The organism is Thioclava electrotropha (assembly GCF_002085925.2).
In the GTDB taxonomy this organism is placed as follows: domain Bacteria; phylum Pseudomonadota; class Alphaproteobacteria; order Rhodobacterales; family Rhodobacteraceae; genus Thioclava; species Thioclava electrotropha.
The window spans coordinates 3,774,457-3,789,392 of sequence record NZ_CP053562.1; the positions used below are offsets into that span (position 1 = coordinate 3,774,457).

Genomic DNA, 14,936 nt, shown 5'->3' on the forward strand with positions numbered 1-14,936 from the left:
AGGCGTAAGAAAGCGTTCCCTTCGTCGCCGCGGCGAGTTTAGAAATGCAAAGGTCTACGGCCAGGTCCCTGAATCTCGAAAGTCCGAAATTAGCTATCGCGCCCTTGTCGCGATTAGTTTGCCGCGGCAGCAGCAATGCGCCGATACCCCGCTTGACCGTGATAGAACCCGTTGGAGAACGAAATCCCGTCGCAAAGTTTGCGCAACGCTTGTTCACCGTCGATCAAGCTGTGGGTGCCATCCAGAACGTTGCGGAACGTCGTAGCCACCGCAACCATATCCACCGCCTGTGGCATCAGCCGAAAATGGGTGACGTCGTTTACGATCATCTGTCCAGCTTCGGGCAACAGGCCGATGTAGCTTTCCGACTGGGTCTGAATACCGTTCACGCGAAGGATCGGGCGGTCGTCTGTGGTGCGTAAGGGCATGCCGTCCGCGTCCTCTTCGCACACGAATTGGCAGTTATCCTTGGTCCGGCCATGGGCGCGCGCATGATAGCATCGTGCAGACACCGCAAGCGAAGCACGGCCAAACACCTGCACTTCCACCCCCAGCCCAAGCTCGCGCGCCGCCGCAGCGGCCGCAGCAATCGCCGGGGCAGGCATTTCGGTCGGCAGGCAGACATGCGTCGCACCCCGGCCCGCCATCCAGGCGATGGTCGCCTCATTATAGGCGTTCATGAACGGACCGATGCGGTGCGGGCGCTTGCCTCGTGCAAACAGGCCCGCCGCGTTATTGATCTCGATCTCTGGCGCTTCCATGGCGGCCAGATCGGCTGTCGCCTTGCGTTCGCGTCTCAACATCACCTCGGCCAGCGACGACAGGATCACCGTCTTGCCACCGCGTTCCAGCCGTTCGATCGTGGCAGGCAGGTCGGCCTCGTGAAACGGCGCGCGCTTCGAGCAGATGACCTCGCCCAGATAGACCTCGTCAATCGGCGCCTCGTCGGCGACACGAGCGTAGAAGTCGCGCCGCGTCTGGGTGGACCAGTGATAGGCGATGGGGCCCAGGGTCAGATTCGTCATGTCGTTTACCGCCATTTCTTTGTCTCGAACGCGCCCTGGGTCTGTTTCTGGCCCTCGGTCAGGGCGACCAGATCGGCGATATTCGCCTCTCGACCCGCGCGGATGTCATCAACGGCCTGCCGGAAGGCCGACACCACACCTCGGACATAACTCTTCGATCGCTGGCGACCTTCGATCTTAAAGGCGTGAACACCGGCGTCGATCAGGTCGGGAAGCAGCCGGGAAAGGTTCAGGCTGATCGGCACCTCGAAGGCATAATATGGCTCGGAGCGGTGCGGCGCCGTATAGCGCCCCTTGCAGATTGTCGGGTAGCCTGCCTTTTCGTCTGCCCCGAAGCAGTCGATAGTGAAACCCGCGAGTTGCGAGGACATAGAGTCATCCGTGTGGCGCTTGTATTCCACGTCCGAGGCCGGAGAGCACACCCCGTCCATGTTGGTCGATTGCCCGGTGAGGTAGTTGGTCAGGCTGCACCGTCCTTCGACCATCAGCCCGTGATTACCGAAGATGAAGGTCTCGATCTCACAGGGAATTTCCTTGCGGATTTCACGGATCTCGGGGATCGTCAGGATGCGCGGCAGCACGACGCGTTTCACCGCGAAATTCTCGCAATAATACCGGATCGCCTCGGGACTGGAGGCGGCGGCCTGAACTGACAGGTGCAGACGAACACCGGGATGGGTGCGCGCGATATAGTCTGCCACGCCCATATCCGCGACGATGAAAGCATCGACCCCAAGCAGCGCGCCTGTATCAGCGGCTTGTCGCCACAGATCGACCTTGCCCGCAGGCGGGTAGGTGTTCAAAGCGAGCAACACCTTGGTGCCCTTGTCATGCGCGTAGGCGACCGAAGCGGCCAGTTCGTCCGGGGTGAAATTCAGTCCGGGAAAGTTGCGTGCGTTGGTGGCATCCTGAAAGCCGCAGTAAACCGCATCGGCGCCGGCATCGACGGCGGTGCGCAGGGCGGCGGGCGTGCCGGCCGGGCAGATCAGTTCGGCGAGGCTCATGGGAAGAGGGGTCCTTTCTTCACGTTGGATAGGCGCGGCGTAGCCTTGCCAGAATGGCGCGGCCAGCAGGGCCGAACATTCCAGCGGTTTCCTCGGCGATGGATCCATCGACATCGTCGAGTGCATTGCGAAGCCGCACGACAGCTTCGGTGTCGCCCGTGACTTCCAGGTCGCGGGAGAAGAAAGCGGCATCTCCATCCTCTTCGGAATCGACCAACTCCAGAAGCAGCATGAACTTCCCCCGAATTGTGGCTCCCGCTTCGGGCGCCGCATTGCGCGCGACGGCCCGGAACACCAGCGCTTGCGGATCTGGTCGCAGGTGCAGGGCAAAGGGCAGTTCCACCGGATCGATTACGAAATCGGTCCCCTGATGTGGACCGAGCCGCGAGAAAAGCGACGGATGCTGTTTGGCGACGCGCCTGACCACGCGGGTCAGGACGGGTTGCACGATCAAGCATGAGAGGCGAGCGAGCACGGACGTGCCTGGGTCGGCAGCGCGCGGGAGTGTGTCGTCGCCCGCGCTCATGACTGGAGCTTTCTAGTGGCGCGCGCAGGCGATCCGAGCCGGGAAGGCCGGGCGAAAATGATGGAAGGGAGTGAGTGGATCATCGTCTTGCCGTTTTTTGTCCCAGCGAGTGCATGGCCGCCTCGATCCGTGAAAAGAGCCCCTCGTTCTCGAGGCTGCTGCTTTCGTCGAGATTTTCCGCGAGCGGAAATCATGGCTAGGCTTTCTAGATTGCGGATTCTCTAGGTAATTAGTATTTGGATTACGCATTACACTCACTTAATGCGCATTGCAAATACCAAATCGCGAAGCTGCATTTGCGTCTCACCTCCTTCACCGACTTCGGACTACGCGTCCTCATGGGGATGGCCAGCACCCCTGATCGACCGTTCACCACCGCGGAGCTGGCGGAAGAGTTCCGTATTTCACGCAATCATCTGGCAAAGGTGATCTCGTCACTGTCGGCTGCTGGCTATCTGGAAACGCGACGCGGCGGCGGCGGCGGTGCGGTGCTCGCGCGGCGGCCTGAAGAGATCCTTCTGGGCGACGTCGTCGCCTATCTCGAGGCAGACCAGGCTCTGGTCGAGTGTTTCCTGTCCGGGAGCGCCGCCTGCACATTGGCGCCGCACTGCCGCCTCAAGGCGCGCCGGGCCGCTGCCGAGACCGCCTTCATTGCCGATCGCAACCGCAGTTCGCTTGCGGAATGCGTCTATCCGCCACTTAACGTGTAATCGGCCGTCAGGGTCGTTGAGGCGAGGACGGCGAAGCGCAACGTCTTCGTAACCGCTGTGCGCAGCTCGAGCATTTAAGTTCTAGAAAACCAAGCGAAGCTAAGCAAAAGACCACGTCGTGCCTAAAGACACGCAATAGAAAGTGTCTGGATGCGGCTACTCCGAACAAGGCACGGGTGCGTCTTCTTCCGCTCTGAAGGCGTCAGTGGCGCCAATTTTGCGTTTGAAACTTTCACGAATGGTTCACGATCTGTCCGTGACTTTTTGAAACACTTACCCATTGAAAAGCAACGTTTTCTTCCCGGATTGCAAATCCGTGTACACCGGTTCGATTCCGGTACTCGCCTCCATTTCTTTCTAAATCATAGGGTTATCGGCTTAGCAGTCGAGTGTGACACAAAGTGGGACACACACCCTATGATGCTGTCATCCTATCTAAGCCGTTCAAGACACGGGATTTACTACTTCCGCTGGCCTATTCCTTCATTCATAGAAGGAAAAAGAACTACCGTTCGCATCTCCCTTAGAACGAGATGCCCGGATCGAGCTGGCGACATAGCACGTCACCTTGCATCCTGCGGACGCATTCTAAGCGAGAGCACGGCATTGGCGGGACTAAGGCAAAGCGAGATACGCGAAAAGGTGCAAGCCTACTTCAAGGCGCAACTAGATCAGTACCTTGACTGGCTGGACCGGCGCGGCCTGTCGCAGAACGCCTTGGCAGCCGCCCGAGAAGAAGTGCTGGACCATGAGAGTTTCATGGACATAGACAGCGCACACCCCATCTGGCTTCCGGTCGCGCGCTTCAAGACGAAGATGGACGTATCTGATGCCGATTGGGACGCCAGCCTGCCCCGGATTGCGACGGAGCTAAGGAAGGGCCGCCGGGATATGCTCAGGCGCGTTCTGGAAGCCGCTGAGCGCCTTGAGCGCTACTCCTACGACGATGCTCCAGCCCCTCCTGCGGCCCCTCCAGCCGCCTTGTTGGCTTCATCATCGCTGGGCACGGCGGTGGATGACTTCATCACCGAGCATTCCCGCCAGTGGGCTGACAAGACCACCGGTCAAAACCGGGCTTACCTGAACATCCTCATCGAATACTTTGGACGAGACCGGCTGCTTGCCACGATCACGAAACAGGATGCGAACGAGGTGAAAAAGGTGTTGCAGGCCCTTCCGGCAAGCCGGAACACCAAGCCCAAGTTGAAGGCCATGCCGCTGATGCAGGTCACCAAGGAACCGGGACACCCGAAAATCTCCCCCAAGACGATCAACAGCCATATCCAGATGTTCAAGATGTTCTTCGACTGGGCGGAACGGCACGGGTATGCACCGCACGTCCTGTTCGACAAGATGAAGGTGGCCAAAGCCAAGAACAGCGACACCGAGCGCAAGCCCTTCTCACACGAACAGACACGCCACCTCTACACCGAGTTGACGGACAACCCGTCCGGGCTGGTGCGCAATGACAGCCACAAGTGGGGCATGCTTCTGGGTATGTTCAGCGGGGCGCGCTTGAACGAGATTTGCCAACTCGACATTGGCGATGTTCAGCAGGACGGCGGGCTGTGGTTTCTGAATATCACGGACGAAGGCAACGATACCAAGAGCGTGAAATCACAGGCTGGTAGGCGGAAGGTGCCACTGCACGCTGAATTGATCCGTCTTGGCTTTCTCGACTTCGTGGACAGCCGCCGGGGCAGCGCGCGCCTGTTCCCAGATTACAGCTACCATGCCAACGGCGGCTATGGCCGCAACTTGGGCCGATGGTGCAATGAGAGCTTCTTGCCGAAGCTGGGCATCAAGCAATCGGGGCTGGTCTTTCACAGCCTGCGGCACACGGTTGTGACGCGACTGGGCCAAGCAAACGTGCCGGAACCGATCATCCAGTGCATCGTGGGCCATGCCCGGTCTGGCGTCACTCAAGAGGTCTATTTCCGCGAGGGGTATACCCTGCCTCAACTCAAGGACGCCATTGACCGCTTCGCCATCGACTGAGGTAACTGGCCCGATCCTCAGACAGCGGCGGGGCCGGTCCGCATGGCGCCGCTCCACAGCCCCTCCATTCCATAGGAGAAGCGACCCGCCTCAATGCGGATACCTTCCAATGCTTCGGATGACATTGCCGTCAAAGCAAGGTCGGCGGTACGCTCCGGGTCGAATTTCTCCATTCGACCAAGGTCTTTGAGTTGGCTTGCTATGAATGCGACCCCCATGGCCTGCATGTCGGGATTTGGCACCTTGGCCTTGTGAGCCTGCAAGGTCCCGTCAAGCGCCCCAAGCGCAGCGGCTGCAAACTCGGCATCGTCCACGTCCCGACCAAGGGCGCGCAAGAAGCCTATATGATGCAGGCTGGCGGCGCTTGTCACAGCCTCAAGGACATCCGACAGATCAGGATCGCCCAAACCCGCAGATTGTTCTACCGTGGCATCAACCGATGCAGCAATATCATCACGCTTTAGCGGCACAAGATAGTCGCTCTCGGCCTTTGGGTTCATCGGCCCTGCACAGAAGGCGCTCACGACGAAGGCGACCCCGAGCGGAAACACGAAGGCCAACAGGGCGAAACCGACCACGATGAAGAGCCACCACTGCGCCCTGAAAAGCCGCATCATGCCCGTAGCAATCAGCAGGCGCATCTGCATGTTCCACCAGTAGCGCCCCACAACTGCAAGGCTGGCGCTTGCAGCGGCAAAGCCCTCCGTCGCGGCACCGCAGGCAACATGATGATCGGGTGACTTCTCGTTAGGTCGCATTGGCACGTCCCATTCCTACCGAGACGCCACGCACCGCCCCGAAGGTGCGCAGGAGTACGCACCACATATCTGATTTTTAGATACCCGGATTTTGGATATAGTCAACGCGCCCAGTGCAACTGCATGGGGCGTTCATGCCTAAAACTCTCGGAGATCAAAGGCATGATGCTCTTATCCGCTATCTCATCGAGAAGCGGAGCGAGGCAGGCTTGAAGCAGGTGGAACTTGCGGAGCGGATGAAGGTCTATCAGTCCTTCATCGCACGGCTAGAAAGCGGTCAGCGTCGCGTGGATGTCGTGGAACTGGTCAAGCTGGGTGAAGTACTGGGTTTCGATCCGACAGAGATCGTGGACAGGTTGACCAAGATGTCGGACTGAGAGCCAAACTGAACCCGCTTATTTGCCCCGGTAGTGGGGGCGGGCGGGCCTTTCTTTAGACCACCCATCCCACACATTTAGACAGGTGACAGATGGAACCGGGCTATGCGCCCAGCGCCTCAGTCTCGAACGCCGCTTTGAAGTCGGTATTAGTTTGCCCTGCTTCATTGAAGAAGGGCAGTCCAAGAACGGTATAGTCTCGGCCTTGGAACACCGTCTCAAGCCTGGCCTTGTTTTTCACTTGTGCAAGGAAGTCCTGTTTCCACTTGTCGTCCTTGTGCCACTTCTCACCTTTTGGCTCGATGAACAGCTGCAATATCGTGCCGGCGTCTTGCTCCTTCTTCCTCAGAAATAGAACGAAGTCCGGCTCGAAAGCACGCCCTTTCTCGAAGTCGTACAGCTTCACCGCTTTCTCGTTCCTCAACAGGTAGAAGTCGTCATAGATACCGCGCAACCGGGCTTCCTGATCGTGCATATACTTGATGAAGTGCTTTTCCTGATCGGTGCCGTAGCTGTCTTCATAGGCGTGCCAGTCCTTGCCGCTCAAGTCGATCTGATCCAGTCCGGGCACGTTGCTTTCGGTCCAGCTTAGACCGGTTTCGCCTTCGATCCGCAGTTTCAGTATCTTGTCGGTGAAACGGTCCTTAATGGGGTACGGCTTGAAGTCTTTGGTGCCGATGTATTCGACGCTTTCGCGTTTCACACCGCTTTCGATCTCGTGCAGCACGTACTGCGTGATATCTAGCTTTTGTCTTGCGGTAAGGTGGGCCAAGTCATCCAGCAAGCCGCGCACGTTTACCGTCACGCCGCCCAAATAGGCGTCAGAGGTCACAAACTGCGATGCGCTGGCAAGTTGTGGGAAGTATGTTTTCAGACTGGTGAAATGAAAGAAGTCGTTCGCGTCCATTGCAAAGCTCAGTATCGCCCTGCCGAAGTCCCCAGCTTGAAGTCGCGCGCCACAGGCTCCTTGTTCGACGGCTTCAACGTCAACTGGCCACCGCCGAAGGCTGAGGCTTCCGTTACCCGACCCGTCATCAAGCTGGGATAGGTGAAGCTACCTTCGATTTTGTAGGCATCCAGTCCGGCCACCCCATCGCGCGTGTTCTTCTTCCGGTCGTTCATCCAGACATATTCCCCGGCATACAGGGAAGTCTGCTTGAAACTGTCCTTCAACCGTAGCCGCACCGTGCGGGCGGTTTCGTCCAGCATGCCGGTTTCGCGCAGAGCGTTGCGGATGTCTTGGATGTACTTGGGGTTGTGGGAACAGTGATAGTGCAGTTCCTCCAATATGCGCAGGGGTTGTCCATCGCGTTGTCGTACTTGCGCTTCTCTCGCTCCGCCTCGGGCTGATCCGGTGCCATGAAGGGGAAATATCGCGCCCCGCGCCCGATCAACTGTGCCTCAGCCATGGTGGTCTTGCCGACCTTGTTCGCCTTGCCGTCACGGGTGTCGTAAAGCCGCACGATGTCGAATAGGTTCAGAACATCCCAGCCCTCATTCAGCTTATCGACGGCAAAAATCACCCGTATCTCGTTGTCCCGGTCTTCAAGCGCGTTCAACTGTATCTGTCTTCTTTCGAGATCAGTCGGATTGTTGACGTTCACCGCCTTCTCACGACCAAAGTCGCCCTGTAGCTCACGGGCGAAATCCGGGCCGCTGAGGCCCCTTTCATCCATGATATAGGCAAAGGCCCGTGAAAGCGTCTCATCGCCGCCACAGGCCGCCCTGAGCGCGTCCAGTGCATCACCGGACAATCCCGCCACCATCGCGCCGAAGGCCGCTTCGTTGTCAGCGCTTTCCTTGATCGTCTTCGACTTCATCAGGATAACGGGCTTGCAGTGCAGCCCGTGCGCTTCAGCCACTTTGCGGCGATATTGGCTCAGCACCATCGCCTGCATCATCCGATCGTCGGGCGGCAAGTCGGCCTGTCGCAACTCGATGTCCTTGGAATAGCCGTCTTCTCGGAATTGCCGGAGGGAATAATCGTACAGAATTTTGTCGTGATACTTCGAGCGGATCGCCTCGTGGCTGAGGTCCACGGTTGCAGTAAACTCCAACAGCATGTTCTCAGGGTGCTGGCCGAAAATCTCACTCACCGTGCCTTCCCAACTAGCCTTCTCCTCCGCCTCGCTCTTAGTCAGCGTCTTCTTGGTCTCGGCGTTCAGGTGGTGCGCTTCGTCCGAGATCATCACCACCTTGTATTCGCGGAAGTCCTCGATGGTGACGGCGTTCTCTTTCGGGGCTTGCATGCGGGTGTGAAGCCTCTGAATGGTGGTGAAGTGGATGTTGATCGCATCTCCGCTCACCGCGTCGAACGTATCGACTGCACGGATGTCCACCGTCTTGTCGTCAATCCGCACCGTAGGCGCAAACAGATGCTTGGCGGATGCCGGGTTCAGGAAGTTGTCCTTGGTCTTCTCGATAATCTGAGCGGAGTTCACGAAGAATAGGAAGTTGCGGTAGCCGCGCCGGTAGAGGTCAAGTATCAACGCGGCCATCAGCACCGTCTTGCCGCTGCCCGTAGCCATATGGAACAGCAGGTGCGGATTGGTCGGGCGCTGCGGGAAGTCTTCGATGTAGTAAAGCCAGCGCTCCAGCGCCGTGACCTGATAGGGCCGCAACCTGATTTTGCCCGCTATGTTGCCTGTTATGTGGTCCGGGATGTCCTTCTTGAGCAGCCCGAGTTCAACCGCCCCGTTCAGCTTGTCGTTTAGCGTCTGGCTCATTGGTCCAGCTCATAGAAAGAGCGGGTCGCACTGGCATCTTCGTCGGAGATGTCAAAGTCCGCATCACCAAGGGAGCCGAGATTGACATAGAGGTGGTTGGCATCAAGGCAGACCATTAACACTCGCTTGGCGTCGTCCAGCGGAAGTGCTGAGAAGTCCTCGGAGGCAAAGGCGCGCAGATCCACGTCATGGCGCAGATAGCCGGTGGCTTGCATGTCCGCATGGATAGTTTCCAGCGTGGTCACGTCCGGGGCCGCATCTATCCGGTCGGCGAAGGCCGAGTTGGAGGCCGCGAGTTCGGCATAGACAAACGATCCGCCGCCCTGCCACTCGACGGCTTTGGAAATGCCGCCCTGTTCGCCTTCGATGACTTTTTTCAGGCGCTTCGCCGTCAAGTCTTCAATGTAGTCCATCTGTTCGACAGCTATCCACCTGCGCCCCATCTTGTGCGCCACAGCCGCTGTAGTCCCCGACCCTGCGAAGAAATCCAGAACGAGTTCGTTCTTATTTGTCGCCAGATGAATAATGCGCTCGATTAGCCTCTCTGGTTTAGGCGTAAAGTCATTGGCCAACTCTGCGCCCACCAAAGCGATCAGCTCCTTTGTCGCTTCCTCGTTCGTTCCAGCGTCAGAGTGCGGCCACCATGTCCACGACTGTATGCCCTCTTTCTCGCGCAGGAACATCTTGCGCCGGGGCTTGTTGGACTTGTCTTCACCGTACCAGAAGCGATTGTCTTTTCTGAGTGCGCGATACTCAGGGTAGGTCTTTTTCCAGCAATAACCGTCGTCGGGGTAGTACTTCGCACCTGACGGCGTAACGATCCAATAGAGTTGGTTCTGCCTACCTACTTTGCCGCCCTTTTTCTTGTTCGGCGCAGTAAAGTCTCGATGTACCCACGGGCCACGATCATCTCCGTCATGGTTCTTATACTCGGCCTTTTGTTTTTCGGTTAGGGGAAGCCGATTGGCGACTTCCTCAAACAGCGTTTTGACTGTGCCATTTGCACGCTTCGTCGTGCCTAATTCGCGCCCGTAAACGAGTATGTTGTCAAAGCCATTCCCAAGCACCACTCGATCATCGGGTGATGTACGTTTCTGCCAAGCTATATGCGCCACGAAGTTGGTCCTGCCGAATACCTCGTCTGCCATCACCTTGCAGTAGCTGATTTCTGTGTCATCCAAGGTAATAAAGATCGCACCGTCTCTAGTGAGCATCTCCCGCGCAGCTTCAAGTCGGCTTCGCATGAATGACAGCCAAGCAGAATGGTTGAAACTGTCGTTGTAAGAAAAGCCGTCATTGCCAGTGTTATACGGCGGGTCGATATAGATCAGCTTCACCTTGCCCGCATAGCGCGCTTTCAGCGAGTGCAGCGCCAGCAGGTTGTTGCCTTTGATGAGCAGGTTGTCGTCCTCCGACACCTTACCCACTGGCTTGGCCTTGCCTGCCGCTACAGTCTCCGCATCCCAGCGCTCCCAGCCGGTCAGTACCTTGGGTTCAAAAAGCCGCGTGATGTCGTCCGGCGCCAGCGTCGTGTTCCAGAACACTTCGTCCTCCCCCCGGTCCTCCTTCGTCATGCCGCCTTCCAGCACGCAATCCTTGTAGGGCCACGCCAGCACCACGTCGTGCGACTGGCTCAGGTAGTTGCCGCGTCCGTCCGTCAGGCCGATGCGGTTCTTGAAGGCGGTATAGCTGTCGGGCAGGAACGCCTTGTTCGACACGAAGTCCTGAAACCGTACCTTGTCGAAGACCAGCACCCCAGCCACCTCGGTGAAGAAGTGCGCCTTGATCGCGTCGGACTGCATCAACAGCTCCAACAGGCGCGGCTCCATGTTCAACGCAGCCTCGATCACCGCGTTCTTGAGGATCGCACCATCGGAGATAAAGGCTTGATCGGCCTGCAAGAGTTCCGTCAGATCGTCCAGCAGGTTCTGCATGGCCTCGCCCCCCGTTGATTGGTCTTGTTGCCCGATATGTGCCTGATCGTGTGACGACAATCCACCCCGGTCCTTATTTTACCCGGTAGTGGGGAAGCCAAGGTACGGGGATACCCGGATCATGGATCGGGATGCTCCACTGCATCACCGTCAGGCCGATGTTTTCAGCGTTATGTTGGGCATCTGATCGTATCGGTCATGGAACACCGCCTGCATGACCCGGACCAGTTCATCCTTGTGATCGGCTGCAATGATGAAGCTGTCGTGCACGGGCAGGACCGGCACGCCCTTGTCCGCAAAGTGCAGCATGATCTGTTCTGCCATGTCGCTATCTTCGCGTTGCAGGTAACGCCCGATGCCGGTGCCGAAGACGCCCGGCAACATCGGGAAGGCATCCTTGACGCGCCGACGAAACGCCTCCGCTGTCATACCATGGACAACGCTGTCGAAGTTGCGCGGCTCCTTGGTGGTGTTGTCTGCATTCAGCAGGGCAAGGAAGGTAGTTTTGGCATAATCGCGCAGCGTCTCGTTATCCGTGATGCCGGGCACAAGGCTGTAGGGGTCGGGCGGAATATCCAGTCCTGCCTTGGCGAACAGGATCGCCGGATGCAGCCCCTTGAAGTCAGCTTCGATGGTGGACTGCCCGTCGATGGTGATGAAGGGCCGCAGGTACTTCTTGGCGTGCTGCCACCAGCCACCATAGAAACGCCCTCCTTGTGCGAAACTGCCTTTGTTGAAGACACGGTAGAGGTCGATTTTCTGCCCACTGTATTCATCATCGAAGTCGGCTAACGGATTGGCCGGTCGCGCCAAGGCTATGTCAGTGCCTTCCAAGAGATCGTTCAGGCGGCGCAGATTGGCACGCATTGCCTCGGTTTCCGGCGTGTCCAGGTATCGGGTTAGGTGACCTTCGGCATCTTTCAGCCTGATGACTTCATCCCGCCTGCCGATGGTGAAATCTCGGACCGTAAGGCGCGACAAGGGCAACACCGTGCGCGCAGCTTCCGTCAGCGCGTAGCGGGCCGTTTCGGCATAGTCTTCCTGTTGATGCCCGGCCTTCACCATTGACACCAGACCGCCCGCTTGCAGCAGCTTGAGGGCGTTGAGGTGGTAGTGCACCGTCATGAAGCCGGGGCAGTATCGCTTCTCCTTGTCCAGCCGTCCCTTCCCACTGGGAATGCCCACCGTCAGCTTGGCATCCACCGTTCGGACCCGCATGAGGTTCAGCAGGATCACACGCAGGCAACCTGCGAAGTTGCTCTGCCGCTCCCGATTGGGCTTCCGTTGCAGGCCGTTCATCCAGTGGGCGAGCAAGTACTCCAGCACGGTATCAAGCGCGGCATTCGCTTCTCTGTCGTGCAACTCAAGGTACGGTTCAAAGGCCCATGACCGCATACCCCGCTGATCTGGCAACTCTGCAATCTGAGCCTCGGTCAGGAATGCTTCTAGCAACTCGGGTTTGTCGGTCATCGTAAAATCACGGCACATTTTTTCGTGGCCCTATCTACATACCCCGTCATCCGTTCTCCCCCCATACCCCTCCACCAGCCTTTGCTACCGTGTCAGGCCGCCAAGTCTTAATGCCTCGTTCATAGAGGGAGAAAGAACGACGCGCCAACTTAAGTCCAGCCGCTGAAAATGGGACTGACCGGTCCGACGAGATTGACAACACAGGCTGCCCTCCCGCATAGGTGTGACACGAAGTGCGACACAGACCTCAACCTCGCACTCGATTGTTCAAGCCTTCCAGTGGCTTAGAAAAATGGTAGCGGGTCCGGTACTCGCCTCCACAATTCAGCCGAAATTCGGAACACTGCATTGCAGGTTGGTTTCCAGAACCAACCCCGGTTTCCGGGTTTTCCGGCTGACATTTCAGATACCCAATCGTAGCCTAGCGCCGTAGCAGCAGCGGACTGGAATGAGGCGGAAAACGCCGCGATCATAGCGGATTGCTTCGCCATGATCGCAGACGGTCTTTACGGGAAAGCGCGCTCCGCGCCGCTGGTTGCGACAACCTCGCCGACGAGATCATAGGAGATGATGTGATCCTCACAAACGGGACCAACTGAAGCCAGACGCTCGGACATTCAACGCGATGACGGGCGGGGCGCCCTTAAGGGCGCCCCGATCATGATCACTCGCGCAGGGCCTCGGTCATCGCGACCAGCATGACATGGGCCGAGGCCGCGCCCGGGTCCATGTGCCCGACAGAGCGCTCTCCCAGTTTGGCCGACCGGCCCCGGCGGCTTTCGATTTCCGCGGTGTAGTCGCGGCCGTTTTTTGCGCCGGCGCAAGCCGCGTCGAGGCAGGCGATCACGTCACCGCCCGATTGCAGGGTCTCGCGCGCTTTCGCCACCGCCGGAACCCATGCGTCGATCATCGTCTTGTCGCCGACCTGTGCACCGCCGCGCGACTGGATGCCGGCGCAGATTCCTTCGATCCACGCGACCATCGCGCCGGCATCGAGGTTGAGCCGATCGGACACTGCCTCGCCTGCCTTGCGGAAAGCCGTCGCATAAAGCGGCCCAGAAGACGCCCCGACCGCGTCGAGAAACGCCTTGGCCATGCGCGCGCAGGTCTCGGACACGGTTTCATCCGTCGGGTCTTTCAGCTCCTTGCGCACAGCGGTCCAGCCGATATCCATCGTGACGCCGTGATCGCCATCCCCGATGACCCCGTCGAGCTCCGACAGCCAGTCGCGGTTCGCGTGGATCGCATCTGCAATCGCCAACATCATCTGGCGGAAACGCACAGGCGTGACGGGGCCGTCGATAGCAAGGTCAGACCGCTCGATCCCGCTCGTGCTGGAGGCGGCGGCATGAGTGCGGCGGGTGCGCTTGCCCACCGGCTCAAGACTTCCGGCGACCGTGAGCGCAGGTGTCCGGCAGGGCATATCGAGCAGCGTCTTGAGGTCGTCGTCGAGCTTGAGGAGCGTGACCGAAGCCCCGGCCATTTCCAGAGAGGTGCAGTATTCCCCGACCCAGCTATGGTGGATTTTCACGTCGCGCTCGCCGAGAATCTGCGCGATCCGGCGGTGCAGGATGTAAAGCTCCAGCGGCCCGGTTGCGCCCAGCCCGTTGACCAGCACCGCGACCTCGTCCCCCTTGCCCAGTTCCATGTCGGTCAGGATGGCCTGCATCAGCTCGTCGCTGACCGCATCGGCGCTTTCGAGATGACCGCGACGCATGCCCGGTTCACCATGGATACCCATGCCGATTTCCATCTCGCGCGGGCCAAGGTCGAAATTCAGCTTGCCGGTCTGGGGCAAGGAGCATGCGCTCAGCGCGACGCCCATCGAGCGGCAATTGTCATTGGCGTGCTGTGCGGCTGCGTAGCAGGCTTCGAGATCGCGACCGGCCTCGGCGGCAGCGCCCGCGATTTTGAAGACGAAGAAATCCCCGGCGATGCCGCGTCTTTCTTTTTCGCGGCCCTTGGGGGCCGAGGCCACGTCATCGGTCACCTGAACCGAGCGGGCGGGAATACCCATCCCTTCGCATTCCTCGGCGGCCATGTCGAAATTCATCACGTCGCCGGTGTAATTCCCATAGAGGAACATCACCCCCGCGCCCCCCTCGACCGCGCGCGCAGCATCCATGATGTGCTCGGGCGAGGGCGAGGCAAAGACGTTGCCGACCGCCGCCGCATCCGCCAGGCCGCGCCCAACGTAGCCCGCAAAGGCCGGTTCGTGCCCGGAGCCGCCGCCGATGATAATCCCGACCTTGCCGTCGCGCGGGCCGTCCTTGGCCACGATAGCGCGGCGCGTGGCGCCTTCGACGGTCAGCAGGTCGGGATGGGCGGAAAGCATTCCTTCGATCGCCTCGGGGATAATGTCCTCGGGCGCGTTCATCAGTTTCTTGGTGCGAATGTCGTCGGTCATC

13 protein-coding genes are annotated in these 14,936 nt (G+C 59.0%); 3 read left to right on the forward strand and 10 right to left on the reverse strand.

Features of this window, described 5'->3' with window-relative positions; genetic code table 11:
* Positions 1 to 113: 113 nt before the first annotated feature.
* The 3 genes from ubiV to ubiT are packed head-to-tail and all read right to left on the reverse strand — an operon-like array spanning position 114 to position 2,555.
* Positions 114 to 1,040 carry a ubiquinone anaerobic biosynthesis protein UbiV gene (gene ubiV / locus AKL02_RS17945; RefSeq protein ID WP_083078255.1) on the reverse strand — a complete coding sequence of 309 codons (927 nt, stop codon included), beginning with the start codon at positions 1,038 to 1,040 and terminating at the stop codon, positions 114 to 116.
* Positions 1,031 to 2,029: a ubiquinone anaerobic biosynthesis protein UbiU gene (gene ubiU / locus AKL02_RS17950; protein ID WP_083078254.1), complete on the reverse strand. Its 999-nt coding sequence runs from the start codon at positions 2,027 to 2,029 to the stop codon at positions 1,031 to 1,033. Before ubiU ends, ubiV begins: the two co-directional genes overlap by 10 nt.
* Positions 2,030 to 2,048: 19 nt before the next feature.
* Entirely contained in the window at positions 2,049 to 2,555 is a 507-nt protein-coding gene (ubiT, locus tag AKL02_RS17955) for a ubiquinone anaerobic biosynthesis accessory factor UbiT (protein ID WP_078549224.1), read from the reverse strand.
* A gap of 296 nt (positions 2,556 to 2,851) precedes the next feature.
* On the opposite strand from ubiT, the gene AKL02_RS17960 reads away from it, so the two are divergent.
* Both AKL02_RS17960 and AKL02_RS17965 read left to right on the forward strand, forming a co-directional pair.
* Complete coding sequence (locus AKL02_RS17960) at positions 2,852 to 3,265, forward strand: Rrf2 family transcriptional regulator (RefSeq protein ID WP_083078253.1); 414 nt, start codon at positions 2,852 to 2,854, stop codon at positions 3,263 to 3,265.
* A gap of 642 nt (positions 3,266 to 3,907) precedes the next feature.
* Entirely contained in the window at positions 3,908 to 5,263 is a 1,356-nt protein-coding gene (locus tag AKL02_RS17965; protein ID WP_232621665.1) for a site-specific integrase, read from the forward strand.
* A 17-nt stretch (positions 5,264 to 5,280) separates the two neighbouring features.
* Here AKL02_RS17965 and AKL02_RS17970 read toward each other — a convergent pair whose 3' ends face one another.
* On the reverse strand, positions 5,281 to 6,021 hold the full coding sequence (locus AKL02_RS17970) for a hypothetical protein (protein ID WP_083078251.1): 741 nt from the start codon (positions 6,019 to 6,021) through the stop codon (positions 5,281 to 5,283).
* Positions 6,022 to 6,239: 218 nt separating this feature from the next.
* On the opposite strand from AKL02_RS17970, the gene AKL02_RS17975 reads away from it, so the two are divergent.
* Positions 6,240 to 6,398 (forward strand): helix-turn-helix domain-containing protein, encoded by a 159-nt coding sequence (locus tag AKL02_RS17975; RefSeq protein ID WP_232621798.1) that lies wholly within the window; start codon positions 6,240 to 6,242, stop codon positions 6,396 to 6,398.
* Positions 6,399 to 6,501: 103 nt separating this feature from the next.
* Here the strand turns inward: AKL02_RS17975 and AKL02_RS17980 are convergent, their stop codons facing one another.
* From AKL02_RS17980 to dhaL, 6 genes are all read right to left on the reverse strand, one after another.
* A complete protein-coding gene (locus AKL02_RS17980; protein ID WP_198453212.1) occupies positions 6,502 to 7,305 on the reverse strand; it encodes an HI_1054 family type III restriction endonuclease in 804 nt (267 codons plus the stop codon).
* 8 nt (positions 7,306 to 7,313) lie between these two features.
* A complete protein-coding gene (locus AKL02_RS17985) occupies positions 7,314 to 7,607 on the reverse strand; it encodes a hypothetical protein (protein ID WP_198453213.1) in 294 nt (97 codons plus the stop codon).
* Complete coding sequence (locus AKL02_RS17990) at positions 7,568 to 9,124, reverse strand: DEAD/DEAH box helicase family protein (RefSeq protein ID WP_198453214.1); 1,557 nt, start codon at positions 9,122 to 9,124, stop codon at positions 7,568 to 7,570. Before AKL02_RS17990 ends, AKL02_RS17985 begins: the two co-directional genes overlap by 40 nt.
* On the reverse strand, positions 9,121 to 11,058 hold the full coding sequence (locus tag AKL02_RS17995) for a DNA methyltransferase (RefSeq protein WP_083078249.1): 1,938 nt from the start codon (positions 11,056 to 11,058) through the stop codon (positions 9,121 to 9,123). The genes AKL02_RS17990 and AKL02_RS17995 overlap by 4 nt, the downstream gene beginning before the upstream one ends.
* A gap of 150 nt (positions 11,059 to 11,208) precedes the next feature.
* Positions 11,209 to 12,528: a hypothetical protein gene (locus tag AKL02_RS18000; protein ID WP_133051965.1), complete on the reverse strand. Its 1,320-nt coding sequence runs from the start codon at positions 12,526 to 12,528 to the stop codon at positions 11,209 to 11,211.
* 664 nt (positions 12,529 to 13,192) lie between these two features.
* A complete protein-coding gene (gene dhaL / locus AKL02_RS18005; protein WP_083078247.1) occupies positions 13,193 to 14,935 on the reverse strand; it encodes a dihydroxyacetone kinase subunit DhaL in 1,743 nt (580 codons plus the stop codon).
* Position 14,936: the final 1 nt, after the last annotated feature.

Bases quoted from the DNA above. Each gene is read 5' to 3' on its own strand.
- ubiV (WP_083078255.1), bottom strand. From the start codon at position 1,040: ATGGCGGTAAACGACATGACGAATCTGACCCTGGGCCCCATCGCCTAT.
- ubiU (WP_083078254.1), bottom strand. From the start codon at position 2,029: ATGAGCCTCGCCGAACTGATCTGCCCGGCCGGCACGCCCGCCGCCCTG.
- ubiT (WP_078549224.1), bottom strand. From the start codon at position 2,555: ATGAGCGCGGGCGACGACACACTCCCGCGCGCTGCCGACCCAGGCACG.
- AKL02_RS17970 (WP_083078251.1), bottom strand. From the start codon at position 6,021: ATGCGACCTAACGAGAAGTCACCCGATCATCATGTTGCCTGCGGTGCC.
- AKL02_RS17980 (WP_198453212.1), bottom strand. From the start codon at position 7,305: ATGGACGCGAACGACTTCTTTCATTTCACCAGTCTGAAAACATACTTC.
- AKL02_RS17985 (WP_198453213.1), bottom strand. From the start codon at position 7,607: ATGCTGGACGAAACCGCCCGCACGGTGCGGCTACGGTTGAAGGACAGT.
- AKL02_RS17990 (WP_198453214.1), bottom strand. From the start codon at position 9,124: ATGAGCCAGACGCTAAACGACAAGCTGAACGGGGCGGTTGAACTCGGG.
- AKL02_RS17995 (WP_083078249.1), bottom strand. From the start codon at position 11,058: ATGCAGAACCTGCTGGACGATCTGACGGAACTCTTGCAGGCCGATCAA.
- AKL02_RS18000 (WP_133051965.1), bottom strand. From the start codon at position 12,528: ATGACCGACAAACCCGAGTTGCTAGAAGCATTCCTGACCGAGGCTCAG.
- dhaL (WP_083078247.1), bottom strand. From the start codon at position 14,935: ATGACCGACGACATTCGCACCAAGAAACTGATGAACGCGCCCGAGGAC.